This window comes from Micromonospora sp. DT48, from assembly GCF_049844495.1.
Lineage (GTDB): Bacteria > Actinomycetota > Actinomycetes > Mycobacteriales > Micromonosporaceae > Micromonospora.
Genome location: NZ_JBNCLE010000006.1, coordinates 1 through 14,115, shown reverse-complemented (window position 1 = coordinate 14,115; position 14,115 = coordinate 1). Strand labels below are relative to the sequence as shown.

The window sequence follows — 14,115 nt, the reverse complement described above, 5'->3', positions numbered from 1 at the left end:
TTCCACACGCTCACCCCAGGTGCCTCATCGATGCAGTGTAAGGCGTGCTGCGCGGGGCGGCTGAGACACCGGTCCTACGATCGTCCGCCCACCGGGGGAACCAATCGTCGGGTACGGCCGACCAATACGGCGATGACAGCCGTGACCGACGACATCAGCGGGTACGCGCTCGCCGCGGGCCGGGGCGACCACGCCGCCGCGGCGGCGTTCGTGCGGGCCACCCAGCACGACGTACGTCGGTTCCTGGCCCACCTGCCCGGGGTGCGGGACGTCGACGACCTGGTCCAGGAGACGTACCTGCGGGCCTGGCGGTCGCTGCCGTCGTTCGCCGGCCGCTCGACGGCCCGGACCTGGCTGCTCGCCATCGCCCGCCGGGTCGCCGTGGACCAGGTGCGCGCCGCCACCTGCCGACCACGGACCGCGAACCTCAGCGACTGGCAGGCCACCGTGGAGAGCATTCCGGCCGGAGTACGTGCCGGGGTGGACGAGCAGGTGGTGCTCCGTCGGCTGCTCGACGGTCTCGCACCCGAGCGCCGGGTCGCGTTCGTGGCCACCCAGTTGCTCGACCTGTCGTACGCCGAGGCCGCGCAGGTGTGTGACGTGCCGGTCGGCACCATCCGGTCCCGGGTGGCGCGGGCCCGCGAGGACCTGGTCGCGGCGATCCGCTCGGCCGAGCGCCAGACCGAGCGGCCCGACGCCGCCGGTTGAGGTCCTCCGGGCCTCGTCAGGCGACCCAGCGCCGGGCATCGCTGACCCGGACCGGGCCGTGCTGGGCGTGCGTGGTGCCGTAACGGGCCTGGGCCGAGGGTGGCGGCAGCAGCCGCAGCGGGGCGGGCTCGTCGATCTCGTCGATGCGCAACCGCCAGCGGGACCGCTCCGGCTGGTGTCGATCACCCGAGCCGTCCGGCCTGCGGGAGCTTCGGGCCAGCAACACGGTGATCAGATAGCCGACCACCAGGAAACCGTGACCCACCAGTCGCTCCACCTCGACCTGCGCGGTGACGAGGTCGTTGACCGACAGCAGCACCAGGGTGACCACGAAGGCACCGAGCATCGGCACCAGCCCCGACGGGGAGGTCCGGCGCAGCGCGACGAAGAGGAATCCCGCACCCACCGCGACGTTCCACGCGGCGGACTCGTGCCACAGGTGCTGCCCGGTGGCGTGCAGGTGGGTGCCGACGTCGCCCCGGCCGACCTGAGCCAGCCCCAGCACCAGTTGCACCGCGCCGAGCAGACCCAGCGTGGCACGCAGCCCGTTGACCAGGCCGGGTCGCCCGAGGGACGTCGGCCACCAGGAGATCGCCGAGGCGACGCGGGTACGACGGCTTCGGTGTGGCGGCGGGGCCACGGCGAGGATCGACTCGGTCAGATCCGGCTGTGAGGTCACCACCCGGGTACGCGTCCGGCGGGTCACCGCCGCCGCCGCGTCGAACCAGGTCTGGCAGCCGACGCAGGTCTCCAGGTGCACACCGACCCGCTGCTGCTCGTCCGCGGTGGCCTCACCGTCCAACTGCGCCGACAGAATCTCCCGCCACTGCTCACACCGCATGTACCCATAGTCGCTCGCCGGGCCGGCATGGTTCCCGGTCGGGCCCGGCGGAAACGATGGACGCCCAGCTCAGGGGCCACCCCGGCTGGCCCAGGCGTGCAACGCGTCCCGGTTGCTCGCGCCGTCGAGGTTCAGCGCCGCCTCGATGAGCGCGAGATGGGTGAACGCCTGCGGGTAGTTGCCCAGTGCGGTGCCGTCGGCAGCGAGTTCCTCGGAGTACAGGCCGAGCGGACCGGCGTACGCGAGGAGTCGGGCGAACACCTCGTGGGCCTCGTCCCGCCGTCCGGCCAGCACCAACGCCGACACCAGCTCGAAGGAGCAGAGCAGGAACGCACCCTCCGTGCCGGGCAGGCCGTCGTCGGCCCGGTAGCGACGTAGCAGGCCAGGGCCGATCTCCAACCCGGCGCGTACCCGGTCGATGGTGGCCAGCATCCGGGGGTCGTCGCCGGGCAGGAACCCGACCAGGGGGATACGCAGCAGGGAGGCGTCCAGCTCGGTCGAGCCGTACTCCATCACGAAGCTGCCCACCTGCGGGTCGAACCCGCGTTCCAGCACCTCGGCGTGCACCGTGTCGCGCGCCAGCCGCCAGCGCTCGACGTCCGCCGCCGACGAGTCGCCGAGCAACTCCGCCAGGCGGATGCCCCGGTCCAGGCAGACCCAGGTCATCACCTTCGCGTGGACGTAGTGCCGGCGCGGCCCACGGATCTCCCAGGTGCCGTGGTCGGGCTCGTGCCAACGATCGGCCATCACGTCGACGTGTCGACGCAGCAGCGCCCACTGCTCCTCGGTCAACTCGCCGGTGAGCTGGTGATACGCCAGCGCGGCGTCGAGCACGTGCCCGTACGTGTCGAACTGCACCTGCTCGGCGGCCTCGTTGCCGACCCGCACCGGCCGCGACCCGGCGTACCCCTCCAGGTGCGGCAACTCCTGCTCCCGCGCGGTGGTGCCGTGGATGCCCACCAGCGGGGTCAGCAGATCACCCGAGCAGACGGACATCAGGAAGCGCAGGTACCGCCGGCCCTCCTCGGCGTGCCCGAGCCGGAAGAGCGCGAGCAGCAGCAGGGCCGCGTCCCGGTGCCAGACGTGGCGGTAGTCCCAGTTGCGTACGCCACCGATCTCCTCGGGCAGGCTGGTGGTGGGGGCGGCGATCAGCGCGCCCGTCTCGTCGAAGGAGAGCCCGCGCAGCACCAGCGCGCTGTGCCGGACGGTGTCGGCACCGAAGCCGTGGTAATCGGTACGCCGAGTCCAGGTCTCCCAGGTCTGGCAGGTCCGCCGCAACAGGTCGGCCGGGTCGGCGGGTTCGGCCGGGTCGTCGCCGTAGCCGAGCAGCAGGGCGGTGGTCTGGCCGGCGGACAGCTCGGCGGAGAACCGCAGCGTGCCGTCGACCACCTCGCCGGGCAGCGCGCAGTCCACGCGCAGCGGCGTGTCGGCGGCCCACCATCGCCCGTCACCTCCCGCCCAGGACACCGTGGTGGCGCCGTACCCGATCCGGGGCCGCACCTCGATGCCCAGCCGGATGGTGCCCCGCTCGACCGCGACCCGACGGACCAGCGTCTTCTCCGCGTGCAACGGCCGGGCGGTGTCGCCGGGCCGGACCGCGAGGAAGTCGTGAACGACCGCCGTTGCCTCGGCGGTCTCGTACCGGCTCTCCAGCACCAGGGTGCCCGGTACGTACCGCCTGCTCGGCTCGGCGCAACCCGCCACGGTGAGGTCGAGGACGCCACCGTTGCGGCGGTCCAGCAGCCGGGCCAGGACGGCGTCACCGGCGAAGTGCGGCACGCAGAGCCACTCGACCGCCCCGTCCGCGGCGATCAACGCGGCGGTGTGGGTGTCGGAGAGGAACGCGTAGGAGTCGATCGGGGGATAGGCCATTCGCAGCTCCGCAGGGACGTGGGCGCCGACACCGTCTCGGACGGTCCCGCGATGACTACCCCTCCAGCCCGGGGGTAAGCGCGCGCGGTCGGTTCGGCACGAGGAGGGTTGTGGGTGTCCCGCACGTTCGTGAACTGGTCCGGCAGCCTGACCTTCACCGCGTCCGGGCAGGCTGAGCCGGCCGACGAGGACGAGGTGCGGGAGCTGGTGTCGCGGGCCCGAGAGTCGGGCACCACCCTGCGGCCGGTCGGCTCGGGTCACTCGTCGAGCCCGTTGGTACGCACCGACGGGACGCTGGTCAGCCTGCACCGGCTCGCCGGTGTGATCGACAAGGCCGGTGACCGGGCCACCGTCGGGGGTGGGAGCCGGCTCAGCGAGTTGGGCGAGCGCCTCTACGACGCCGGGCTGGCGATGGAGAACCTCGGTGACGTGGACTACCAGACCATCGCGGGCGCGACCGCCACCGGCACCCACGGCTCCGGCCTGCGTTTCGGCGTGCTCTCCACCCAGGTGTCCGAGGTGCGCCTGGTCACGGGCACCGGCGAGGTGCTGGACGTCTCCGCGACCAGCAACAGCGACCTGCTGCCGGCGGCCCGCCTCTCGCTCGGCGTGCTGGGGGTGGTCACCCAGCTCACCCTCGACCTGCTACCCCGCCAGGACCTGCGCCGCCTGGCCTGGTGCGCGCCGGTCCGGTGGACGCTGGACCATCTGGCCGAGTTGCAGCAGGCCAACCGCAACATGGACTTCTACTGGTACCCGCGCAGCGACCTGACCAAGATCCGCATCATCAACCGGGCCGACGAGGTGCCCGAGGTGCCGATCGAGGCGAGCCGGATGTCCAGGTCCGAGGGGTGGTACGCGCCCGCCGAACTGGAGATCGGGCCGACCCACCACACCATCCCCCGGCACCGGGAGCTGCGGTTCGACGAGATCGAGTACATGATCCCGTCGGAGGCGTTTCCGGACTGCTTCGCGGAGGTACGCCGACGGATCCTCGACCGGCACCGGCGCACCGTGGGGTGGCGGGTGCTGGTGCGTACCGTCGCCGCCGACGACATCTGGCTCAGCACCGCGTACGGTCGCCGCACCACCACCATCGCCTGCCTCCAGAACGCCTCGTTGCCGTACGAGGACTACTTCCGGGACATGGAGACCGTCTTCCGGCAGTACGGCGGACGACCGCACTGGGGCAAGAAGCACTGGCTGACCGCTGCCGAACTACGTCCGCTCTTTCCCCGCTGGGACGACTTCCAGGCGGCCCGCCGCCGCCTCGACCCGGACGGGGTGTTCCTCACCCCGGACCTGGCCCGACTGTTGGAGGAGGCGTGATGGCGCGGGTGTGGGCGGTGCCGGGCGGGCACGTCCCGTTCGGCGGCACCGGCGTCGAGCCGGAGTTCACCAGCTTCGACCAGCTGTGCGTGCTGAACACCACCGACTCCGAGGCGGAGGTGACACTCCACTTCTACTACGAGGACGCCGAGCCGGTCGGGCCGTACCCGTTCGGCGTCGGTGCCCGCCGGATCCGGCACGTACGCGTCAACGACCTGATCAATCCGGAGGCGGTCCGCCTCGACCGCCCGTACGGCTGCCTGCTGCGCTCGTCGGTGCCGGTGATCGTGCAGTTCCTCCGGCAGGACACCCGGTCGCCGGGCGGGCTGGCCCTCACCGGGACCATGGCCCATCCCGTCGAGTAGCTAGGTCCACAGCGCCTCGGCGAGGGCGACCCCGCCGAACGCGGCAACCAGCGCGGCGGCGACGCTGACCACCGCGTTGACCAGCGCATGAAGACGTGCGCCGCCCTCGAAGAGCCGGATCGTCTCGTAGCCGAAGGTCGAGTAGGTGGTCAGCGCACCGCACAGTCCGACGCCGAGCAGGGCGACCAGGGAACCGGACACCGCGCCCACGGCGCTGCCCCCGACCAGGACGCCGAGGACGAACGAGCCCACCACGTTGACCGTGCAGGTGCCCAGCGGAAAGACGGATCCGTGGCGGGCCTGCACCGCCCGGTCGACCAGGTAGCGCAGCGGCGCGCCGAGGGCGGCACCGATCGCCACCAGCACGACGGTCATCCGCCGCTCCGGTGCACGCCGGTCACCAGCCGGGTCAGGACCATGCCCGACCACACGGCGGCGAGCGCGGCGACGAGGGTGCCGGCCAGATACAGCAGGCCGGTCCGTGCGGCCCCGGCCGCCACCGCCTGTTGCACCTCGACGGCGTACGTGGAGAAGGTGGTGTAGCCGCCGAGCACGCCGACGCCGAGGAAGGGCCGGACCAGTCGCGGCGCGGTCCACGCCTCGGTGATCAGCACCATCAGCACCCCGATGAGCAGGCAGCCCGACACGTTGACGGCGAAGGTGGCCCAGGGAAAGCCGTGCGGCGAGGGCGGGAAGGCAGTGGCCAGCCCGTGTCGCACCACCGCGCCGATCATGCCGCCGACGGCGATCACGGCGAGCAGGCTGGCCGTGCCGCCGCGGACGGCCCGTCCGCGCGGCGCGTTCGGCTCGATATCCGGATCGACGTGCACCGTGCAGAGGGTAACGCCGCGTCGACCCGGGGTGCGGGCACGCGGCGGTAGGGTGCGGCGGTGACCGTGCTGCGTTCCGTGCTGCTGTTCGTCCTGGCGGCGATCGCCGAGATCGGCGGGGCCTGGTTGGTGTGGCAGGGCTGGCGCGAGCACCGGGGGCTGTGGTTCGTCGCCGCCGGGGTGCTCGCCCTCGGCGCGTACGGCTTCGTCGCCACCTTTCAGCCCGACCCGAACTTCGGCCGCATCCTGGCCGCGTACGGCGGGGTTTTCGTCGCCGGTTCACTCGCCTGGGGAATGATCTTCGACGGTTTCCGCCCGGACCGGTGGGACCTCACAGGCGCCGGGATCTGCCTGCTCGGCGTCGCCGTCATCATGTACGCCCCGCGCGGCGTCTGACTGTCCACCACTGTGGAAACCCGGGTGTCGGCGGCACGACGCGCCGACAGGGCTGGACCGCCATCCCATCGACGGTGACCATAAGTAGCTGGTTGGTCGCCTAGGGCAATGTCGACGATGTCGCCCGTCGTCGCCGACGGGTGGGGCGACGGCCACGTGTCGTCGACCCCAGGAGGTGTCCATGGCTGCCACGTCGACCCGGCGTCGTGACCGAGCGGAGCAGGCCGGGGTAGCGGCCGGGAAGTCGGTCCTGCCCGAGATGCGGGCCATGTGGTGGGAGACGGGTATGCGGGCGCGCAGCGAGGCCGGCTCCGTCCGGCGGCGTCGTTCCGGCAAGAGCAGCCTGGCCGCGATGATCGCCGCCCTGCGTACGCCCAGCGACGGAGCGGTCTGCTGGAACGAACGACCCCTGTCCGAGTTGGACCCCGACGCGTTGCGCGCACGCATCGCCGTGGTCACCCAGGAGTACCACAAGTGGCCGTTCACCGCCGCCACGAACATCGCCATCGGCGACATCGACAGCGAGGCCCGGCAGGACCGGATCGAGGCCGCCGCGCACCGGGCGGTCGCCGACGAGATGATCCGCGAACTGCCGCACGGGTACGAGACCCTGCTCGACCGCACCTTCGCCAAGGGGCAGGATCTCTCCGGTGGGCAGTGGCAGCGGATCACCGCCGCGCGCGGTTTCCTCCGCGACGCCGAACTGCTGGTGATGGACGAGCCGTCCTCCGCGCTCGATCCGCGTGCCGAGGACGCGCTGTTCCAGGCCATCCGCGACCGGCGGGGCCAGGCCACCACCATCCTGATCACGCACCGGCTGGCCAACGTCCGGCACGCCGACCGGATCTTCGTGCTGGATCACGGCCGTCTGATCGAGGAGGGCACCCATGACGCACTCGTCGCCGCCGGTGGCCGCTACGCCGGACTGTTCGCCCTCCAGGCCGCCGGCTACGCGAGCACCGAGACTCCGCCCGTTCCCCGGCAGCATCCGCACCCGGCCCCGGACGACGCGAAGTGACGACCGTGGCGGTACGACCGAAGGCCGTCACCGCTGCTCGTTGCGATCGTCGTCGAGCGCCTACGTGGCTTCTGGTGGGCGCAGTGCGACGCGGCGCAGCAGTTGGGCGTTGAGCGCGACCACGATGGTGGAGGCCGACATCAGCACGGCGGCGACCGCCGGGCTCAGGGCCACGCCGGCCCAGGCCAGCACTCCGGCGGCGAGCGGCAGCGCGATCACGTTGTAGCCGGCGGCCCAGACCAGGTTCTGGAGCATTTTCCGGTACGCGGCCCGGGACAACCGGATCACTCCGCTCACGCCGCGCGGGTCGGACGAGGCGAGGACCACCCCGGCGGACTCGATGGCTACGTCGGTGCCCGCGCCGATCGCGATGCCGACGTTCGCGCGGGCCAGTGCGGGCGCGTCGTTGACTCCGTCGCCCACCATGGCCACCCGCAGTCCGCGTCGCTGCAACTCCGTCACGGTGTCGTCCTTCTCGGCGGGCAGCACCTCGGCGAAGACCTCGTCCTCGCCGGAGCGGAACCCGAGGTCGGCGGCGACCGCCTCAGCGACCGGGCGGGCGTCGCCGGTGATCATCGCGATCTTGCGGATGCCCTGGCCACGCAGGTCGGCGATGGCCTGCCGGGCCTCCGGCCGGATTTGGTCGGCCAATGCCAGCGCGCCGAGGACGGTGGCGTCGCCGTCGTTGAGCCGCAGCAGGTAGAGCACCGCCGCGCCACGGTGTGACCAGTCCCGCCGATGCTCGTCGAGGTCCTCCGGAACCGTCACGTCGAGTTCCCGCAGCAGTGCCGGACCGCCCACGGCGTAGGTCACCCCATCCACCTCGGCGCGTACGCCCCGGCCGGTGAGCGAGTGGAAACCGGTCGCCACCCGCTGGTCGCCCTGCTCGGCGGCGGCCACGATCGCTCGGGCGAGCGGATGCTCGCTGTCGGCCTCCACCGCTGCCGCGATGGCGAGCACGTCCGATTCGGTCGTGCCGCTGGCGGCGGCGACGTCGGTGACGACGTGTTCGCCCCGGGTCAGCGTGCCGGTCTTGTCGAACAGCACCGTGTCGATCGTGCGCATCCGTTCCAGGGCCAGCCGGTCCTTGACCAGGATGCCGGCCTTGGCGGCGACGGCCGTGGACAGCGCGATGACCAGCGGGATGGCCAGCCCGAGCGCGTGCGGGCAGGCGATGACCAGCACCGTCACCGTGCGTACGACCGCCTCGTCCACATCGCCCAGCAGCGACCAGACCACCAGGGTCAACACGGCGGTCGCGGTGGCGATGTAGAACAGCCAGGCGGCGAATCGGTCGGCCAGCACCTGTGCCCGGCCGCTGGACTGCTGGGCCTCGCTGACCAGCCGCTGGATGCCGGCCAGCGCGGTGTCGTCACCGACGGCCTCGATCCGGACCCGTAGCGCGGCGTCGGTGGCGACCGTGCCGGCCACCACCCGGTCGCCGGTCGCCCGGGACACCGGCCGCGACTCACCCGTGATCATCGACTCGTCCAGTTCGGCGCGGCCGTCCACCACGGTGCCGTCGGCGGGGACCCGCGAGCCCGGCCGGACCAGGACCACGTCGCCGACACCGAGTTCGGTGACCGCGACCCGCTGCGGCTGCCCCTCCGGGTCGAGCCGCTCGGCGTCGTCGGGCAGCAGGGCGGCGAGTGCCGACAGCGCGCCCTGGGCCTGGCCGATCGCCTTCATCTCCTGCCAGTGGCCGAGCAGCATGATCGTCACCAGGGCGGCCAGCTCCCACCAGAAGTCCAGGTCGAACGCGCCGAGCGAGGTGGCCAGCGATGCCACGTAGGCAACGCTGATCGCCATCGCGATCAGCAGCATCATCCCCGGTGCCCGGTCTCGGATCTCGCGTACCGCGCCCTGGAGGAACGGCCAGCCGCCGTAACCGAAGACCACCGTGCCGAGCACCGGTCCCACCAGGCCGATGCCGGGGAAGTCCAACTCGTAGCCGAACCAGTCCATCACCATGTGGCTGGTGGCCACGATCGGCACGGTCAGCGCCAGGCTGAGCCAGAACTTGCGGCGGAACGCCGCCGGATCGTGCCCGGCGTGCTTGTCGTGCCCGGCGTGTTCGTCGTCTCCGTGCTGCTTCGCGTGGTGCTGCGCGTGGGACATGTCATCGCCTCCAACGCCACCATATACCCCTCGGGGGTATGAGGTGGCGATGTGCGCGGCTCGGCTCATAACAGCGCCGCCGCCAGCCATACCTCGCCCGTTCATCCATTCGTCCACAACGATCGGCTGAACTAGTTTCGCTGTCGTGTTTCCGGTTGATGTCCGAGACGCCAGTCAAGCCTGCGGCGATCGTGTGAGGACCTAGAGCTGAACCGTTACACCATGGTAGGAATGCGCTCTGACGTGGGCAGGTACGCCCACCCTCCACCGTGTAGCCCCGGCGCGAGCGTCGGATCCTGCTGAGATCAACGTCGATGAGGCAAGGGAGCGGAGTACGCCGGTGACAGGTGTTACAGCGGCAGCCGCGGTGCGCACCCATGCCGAAGCGCGCCGAGGATGGCTGGCCCGGGGCAGTATCGTCCGGCTGCTGCGGCTGCTGGTAGCCGTACCATTGATCGCCGTCGTGGGGTTCGCCGGCCTGGCCCTTGAGGGCACGGTCCGGCAGGTGCTCAACGCGGGCACCGTGCACGACGTCGTCACGCTCTCCACCCAGGCCGGTGCGCTCGCCCGCGCCCTCCAAGCCGAACGCGTGATCGCCGCGGTCGAGGTGACCACCCAGGGCCAGGCCGCCAGCGCCGCCTTCGACGAACAGGTCGCCCGCACCGACGCCGAGATCGTCGAGTTCCAGCGCCGCCGGGCCGAGGTGTCCAGCGGGAACTCCGCCCTGCAACGGGTCGACGCGGGTCTGATATCGCTCAGCACTGTGCGCCAGCAGGTCCGGGCGAGTCCGCGCGCCACCCTGTCCGCCATCGCCTTCAGTTACCGGATCCTCATCGCGGACCTGCTCGCCTTCCGCGCGTCCGTGGCCACCGACACCTCGACGCGCATCGCCGACGACGTCCGGGCCGCGGTGGCGGTGTCCGAGGCGGGCGAGGCGATCGGCCAGCTCCAGGTCATTGTGCTGCGTAGCCTCGCCGGGGGCGAGCTGACCCCGGCCGGGCAGCAGGAGATCGTCGGCGCACAGGCCCGGTACGCCGAAGCCACCAACGCCTTCCTGGCCCTCGCCGAACCCGGCTGGGTGGCGAACTGGGAACAGATCGGCACCGACGCACAGGTCGTCGCCGCGCAACGCCTTCAGGATCAGGTGGGCCGCACACTGCCCGGTGGACGACTCGCGGTCGACGCGAACGCCTGGGTCGAGGCCACCGACGGCTGGGTCAGCCAGATGTTCCGGATCCAGAGCGAGGTGGACGCCGCCGTGGCGGAGCGGGTGTCCACCGAACGCGGACAACTACTGCGGAACGCGTTGGCGCAGGGCGCCGGCATCTTCCTGGTCCTGGCGCTCACCGTCGTACTCACCGGTGTGGTTGCCCGACGGATCACCCGCCGGCTGCGGTCCCTGCGCAACACCGTGACCAAGGTGGCGTACGACCGGCTGCCGGCCGTGGTGCGGGAACTCAGCGCCGCCCCACCCGGGAGCGTGCAGCCCGACGAGGTGGCGGATCGCTCGGTGGCGGAATTCCGGATCACCGGCTCCGACGAGATCGCCGAGGTGGCCACCGCGACCCGGGCGCTGCACCGGGAGGCGGTCCGGATCGCCGGTGAACAGGCCGTGATGCGGGCGAACATCGCCGAGATCTTCGTGCACCTGTCCCGACGCGAGCAGCGGCTGGTGGACGCGATGCTGGCCCAGGTGGACGAGGTGGAGCGGGACGAGGCCGACCCGGAGCGCCTCCAGCAGCTGTACCGGCTGGACCACCTCGCGACCCGGATGGCGCGGATCAACCAGAGCCTGCTGGTGCTCGGCGGTTCCGGCATCTCCCGGGTACGCCAGGAGCCGGTTCCCCTCGACCACGTGCTCCAGGCCGCGCTGTCCCAGATCGAGCACTACACCCGGGTCCGGATCGGCACGGTGGACAAGGAACTGGCGATCGCCGGCACGGCGGTCGACGAGATCGTGCACCTGGTCGCCGAGCTGTTGGACAACGCGACCGGATACTCCCCGCCGGACGCCGAGGTGCTGGTCACCGGCCACGCGCTCTCCGACCGGGCCATCGTGCAGGTGGTCGACCAGGGCGTCGGGCTGTCCGCGCAACGCTGCGCGCACCTGAACGCGGCCCTGGCCAACCCGTCGACGATCGACGTGTCGGGAGTGCGGGCGATGGGTCTGACCGTGGTCGCCCGGCTCGCCGCCCGACACGCGGTCAAGGTGGAGCTACGTCCCGGGCCGAAGGGTGGCACGGTCGCCGAGATCACGCTGCCCGCGCCGATCGTCGAGCGCCGACCGGCTCAGCAGCTTCAGCCGGTGGAAGCCGAGTTGACCCGCCCTCGGCCCTCCGCAGCCGTGGCCCGCCCGGTCGCCGCGACGGTGGCCCGCGCCGACCTCCCGGTGGCCGGCTCCCGTACCCCGACGCCCACCGTCGGGCGGGCCCCGGTCGGTGCCGTGACGGCGGGTGCCGGGCGGTCGAGCGCACCGCCGTCGCCCAACCCCGTCGCCCGACCCGCAGCGCCCGCACCGCTGTTCAAACCGGCAACCCAGGCCCAACCGGTCGGCTCGGGCCGACCCGCTGGACCGACGGTGAACGGCTGGTTCAAGACCGCCCTGGACGATGACTCGGCGGCCGTCATCTGGCCGGTCGATGCCGGCGAGACCTGGGCGACCACCACGCCGCCGCTGGCCACCCAGGTCGGGCTGCCACGCCGGGTGCCCCAGCCGCATCTCGTCCCCGAGGTGCCCCAACGGATCGCGGACCCCCGTCGGAAGCTGGACCCGACGGCCGTGGCGGCAGCCATGTCGGCCTACGCCAAGGGCGTAGCCGGACGCCGCGCACCCAACCCCCTCTGACGCTGACTGTCCAACCCCCCTCCCCGATCTGGAGCAACGTCGTGACAAGCCCGAACGATCTGAGCTGGCTGTTGCAGAACTTCGTGAACCGTACGCCGGAGGTCAGCCATGCCCTCGCCATCTCCACCGACGGCCTGGTCCTGGCGCACAACCACAGCCTTCCCCGCGACCGCGCCGACCAGCTCGCCGCCACCGGCAGTGGACTGATCGCCCTGCTCGTCGGGGCCGCCCGGTTCTTCGAGGCGGGCTCGGTGATCTCGAACGTGACCCAGATGGACGGCGGCTTCATGTTCTGCATGTCGTTCAGCGACGGGGCGTCGCTGCTCGTGCTCGCCTCCCCGGTCTGCGACGTGGGTCAGGTGTCGTACGAGATGACCGACCTGGCCAACCGGATGGGTGAGGTGCTGACCCCGGCGGTGCGGTCCCAACTGCTGGGGATGATGTGAGCGCCGGCCACCCCACCCGCCGGTTGCTCGCGGCCCTGACGGCCGGCGTTCTGGTCGCCGGCACCGTCGCCTGTGACGGTGGGTCGGAGCCGGAGCGCCAGACCATCCGGATCGGGATGCTCACCGTCCTGGCCGGCTCGCTTGAGGCGCCGGGCTCTGAGCTGCGCGACGGTTTCCAGCTCTACCTGGACATGCGCGGCGGTCAGTTGGGTGGCCATCCGACCGAGCTGATCGTCGCCGACGAGGGATACGACCGCGACGTGACCGTCGAGTCCGCCACCAAGCTGCTGGAAAAGGACCGCGTCTCGGCGATCACCGGCCTCATCAACGGCGGTAGCGTCGCGGCCATCCATCCGCTCATCGACGAGCACAAGGTGCCGCTGGTCGGCGCGCTGGGACGACCGGCGCTGACCGACGTCACGTACGTCTGGCACACCAACCTGATCTCCGTCGAGCCGGGCGTGGCCATGGCACCGTTCGTCAAACAGGAGGTGGGGCAGGGCAGCGTCTACGCCATCGGTCCCGACTTCCAGAGCGGTCGCGACGAGCTGCGCGGATTCGTCGACACGTTCGTCGAACTCGGCGGCCGGTTGGCCAACCCCGGCGGCAAGGCCGTGTTCAGCCCGTTCCCGGTCACCGAGGACTTCGGGCCGTACCTGGACGAGATCGCCGAGTCCGGCGCCGACGCGGTCTACTGCTTCTTCGACGCGCAGAACGCCATCACGTTCGTCAAGCAGTACGCCGAGTCCGCCGTCGCTGACCTGCCGCTCTACGCGGCGGGTTTCGTGACCGAGCCGGCCAGCCTGGCCGAGCAGGGCGACGCGGCCGAGGGCATCTACAACGGCCTGAACTACTCACCCGACCTGGACAACGCGGCGAACCGGGAATTCGTCGCCGCCTGGAACGCGGCCTACCCGGGCCGGGTACCCACCTCGATCGTGATGGCGTCGTACGACGCGGCGGCCGTGCTGGACCGGGCGATCGCCGCAGCGGGCACCAACCCCAGCCCGGAGCAGATCAACTCCGCGATCGCCGGCCTCGGGCAGCTCAACAGCCCACGTGGGCCCTGGCAGTTCGCCAAGGCCACCCACGCGCCGATCCAGAAGTGGTACCTCCGCCAGGTCCGCCGGGACGGCCGGGCCCTGACCAACGTCGTCGTCTCGGAGTTGGCGACCCTCGGCGGTTGATCCGACGATGCCGCAGGTCAGCCGAGCAGGTTGACCCGGCGGGAGACAGAAGCTCGTCGTGGGCGGGGGCCCGGGCCCCCCCCGCCCCCACCCCCCCCCCCCCCACGGGGGGGGGGACCGCCCCCGGGGGACCACGGGGAGCCGGTTTAGGAGGGGGGCA

The 14,115-nt window shown here is 71.7% G+C and carries 12 protein-coding genes and 1 pseudogene; 8 read left to right on the top strand and 5 right to left on the bottom strand.

All coding sequences use genetic code 11. From position 1 onward, the window contains the following. Positions 1-132: 132 nt before the first annotated feature. A complete protein-coding gene (locus ACLQ2S_RS05985) occupies positions 133-708 on the top strand; it encodes a sigma-70 family RNA polymerase sigma factor (RefSeq protein ID WP_155217507.1) in 576 nt (191 codons plus the stop codon). A 16-nt stretch (positions 709-724) separates the two neighbouring features. Here ACLQ2S_RS05985 and ACLQ2S_RS05980 read toward each other — a convergent pair whose 3' ends face one another. Continuing rightward, complete coding sequence (locus ACLQ2S_RS05980) at positions 725-1,549, bottom strand: zf-HC2 domain-containing protein (RefSeq protein WP_155217509.1); 825 nt, start codon at positions 1,547-1,549, stop codon at positions 725-727. A gap of 69 nt (positions 1,550-1,618) precedes the next feature. Continuing rightward, on the bottom strand, positions 1,619-3,421 hold the full coding sequence (locus tag ACLQ2S_RS05975) for a glycoside hydrolase family 15 protein (protein WP_425701284.1): 1,803 nt from the start codon (positions 3,419-3,421) through the stop codon (positions 1,619-1,621). Positions 3,422-3,535: 114 nt separating this feature from the next. Between ACLQ2S_RS05975 and ACLQ2S_RS05970 the strand changes: the two genes are divergently transcribed. Next, entirely contained in the window at positions 3,536-4,750 is a 1,215-nt protein-coding gene (locus ACLQ2S_RS05970) for a D-arabinono-1,4-lactone oxidase (protein ID WP_425701283.1), read from the top strand. After that, on the top strand, positions 4,750-5,115 hold the full coding sequence (locus ACLQ2S_RS05965; protein ID WP_155217515.1) for a sensory rhodopsin transducer: 366 nt from the start codon (positions 4,750-4,752) through the stop codon (positions 5,113-5,115). Before ACLQ2S_RS05970 ends, ACLQ2S_RS05965 begins: the two co-directional genes overlap by 1 nt. Here ACLQ2S_RS05965 and crcB (ACLQ2S_RS05960) read toward each other — a convergent pair whose 3' ends face one another. Then, a complete protein-coding gene (gene crcB, locus ACLQ2S_RS05960; RefSeq protein ID WP_155217517.1) occupies positions 5,116-5,490 on the bottom strand; it encodes a fluoride efflux transporter CrcB in 375 nt (124 codons plus the stop codon). Beyond that, the gene (crcB, locus tag ACLQ2S_RS05955; RefSeq protein ID WP_309223179.1) at positions 5,487-5,945 is read right to left on the bottom strand and encodes a fluoride efflux transporter CrcB; all 459 of its coding nucleotides are present in this window, start codon (positions 5,943-5,945) and stop codon (positions 5,487-5,489) included. Before crcB (ACLQ2S_RS05955) ends, crcB (ACLQ2S_RS05960) begins: the two co-directional genes overlap by 4 nt. 60 nt (positions 5,946-6,005) lie before the next feature. Between crcB (ACLQ2S_RS05955) and ACLQ2S_RS05950 the strand changes: the two genes are divergently transcribed. After that, positions 6,006-6,341, top strand: coding sequence for a YnfA family protein (locus ACLQ2S_RS05950; protein WP_309223180.1), 336 nt, complete (start codon positions 6,006-6,008; stop codon positions 6,339-6,341). A 124-nt stretch (positions 6,342-6,465) separates the two neighbouring features. Further along, a pseudogene (locus ACLQ2S_RS05945) lies at positions 6,466-7,359 on the top strand (ATP-binding cassette domain-containing protein); the annotation flags it as partial. A 60-nt stretch (positions 7,360-7,419) separates the two neighbouring features. Here the strand turns inward: ACLQ2S_RS05945 and ACLQ2S_RS05940 are convergent. Beyond that, a complete protein-coding gene (locus ACLQ2S_RS05940) occupies positions 7,420-9,477 on the bottom strand; it encodes a copper-translocating P-type ATPase (RefSeq protein WP_155217519.1) in 2,058 nt (685 codons plus the stop codon). Positions 9,478-9,817: 340 nt separating this feature from the next. Here ACLQ2S_RS05940 and ACLQ2S_RS05935 point away from each other — a divergent pair, with 340 nt between their 5' ends. From ACLQ2S_RS05935 to ACLQ2S_RS05925, 3 genes are read left to right on the top strand one after another with little or no spacing between them, the layout of a single operon-like run. After that, positions 9,818-12,322: a nitrate- and nitrite sensing domain-containing protein gene (locus ACLQ2S_RS05935; protein ID WP_425701282.1), complete on the top strand. Its 2,505-nt coding sequence runs from the start codon at positions 9,818-9,820 to the stop codon at positions 12,320-12,322. A gap of 41 nt (positions 12,323-12,363) precedes the next feature. Further along, positions 12,364-12,768, top strand: a complete 405-nt coding sequence (locus ACLQ2S_RS05930) for a roadblock/LC7 domain-containing protein (RefSeq protein WP_309223181.1) — start codon at positions 12,364-12,366, stop codon at positions 12,766-12,768. Further along, positions 12,765-13,955, top strand: a complete 1,191-nt coding sequence (locus ACLQ2S_RS05925) for an ABC transporter substrate-binding protein (protein ID WP_309223182.1) — start codon at positions 12,765-12,767, stop codon at positions 13,953-13,955. Before ACLQ2S_RS05930 ends, ACLQ2S_RS05925 begins: the two co-directional genes overlap by 4 nt. The last annotated feature ends 160 nt before the right edge of the window (positions 13,956-14,115 follow it).

Excerpts from the sequence above, each read along its gene's own strand:
- ACLQ2S_RS05985 (WP_155217507.1), top strand. The coding sequence starts at position 133 with ATGACAGCCGTGACCGACGACATCAGCGGGTACGCGCTCGCCGCGGGC.
- ACLQ2S_RS05965 (WP_155217515.1), top strand. The coding sequence starts at position 4,750 with ATGGCGCGGGTGTGGGCGGTGCCGGGCGGGCACGTCCCGTTCGGCGGC.
- ACLQ2S_RS05975 (WP_425701284.1), bottom strand. The coding sequence starts at position 3,421 with ATGGCCTATCCCCCGATCGACTCCTACGCGTTCCTCTCCGACACCCAC.
- crcB (WP_155217517.1), bottom strand. The coding sequence starts at position 5,490 with ATGACCGTCGTGCTGGTGGCGATCGGTGCCGCCCTCGGCGCGCCGCTG.
- ACLQ2S_RS05980 (WP_155217509.1), bottom strand. The coding sequence starts at position 1,549 with ATGCGGTGTGAGCAGTGGCGGGAGATTCTGTCGGCGCAGTTGGACGGT.
- ACLQ2S_RS05940 (WP_155217519.1), bottom strand. The coding sequence starts at position 9,477 with ATGTCCCACGCGCAGCACCACGCGAAGCAGCACGGAGACGACGAACAC.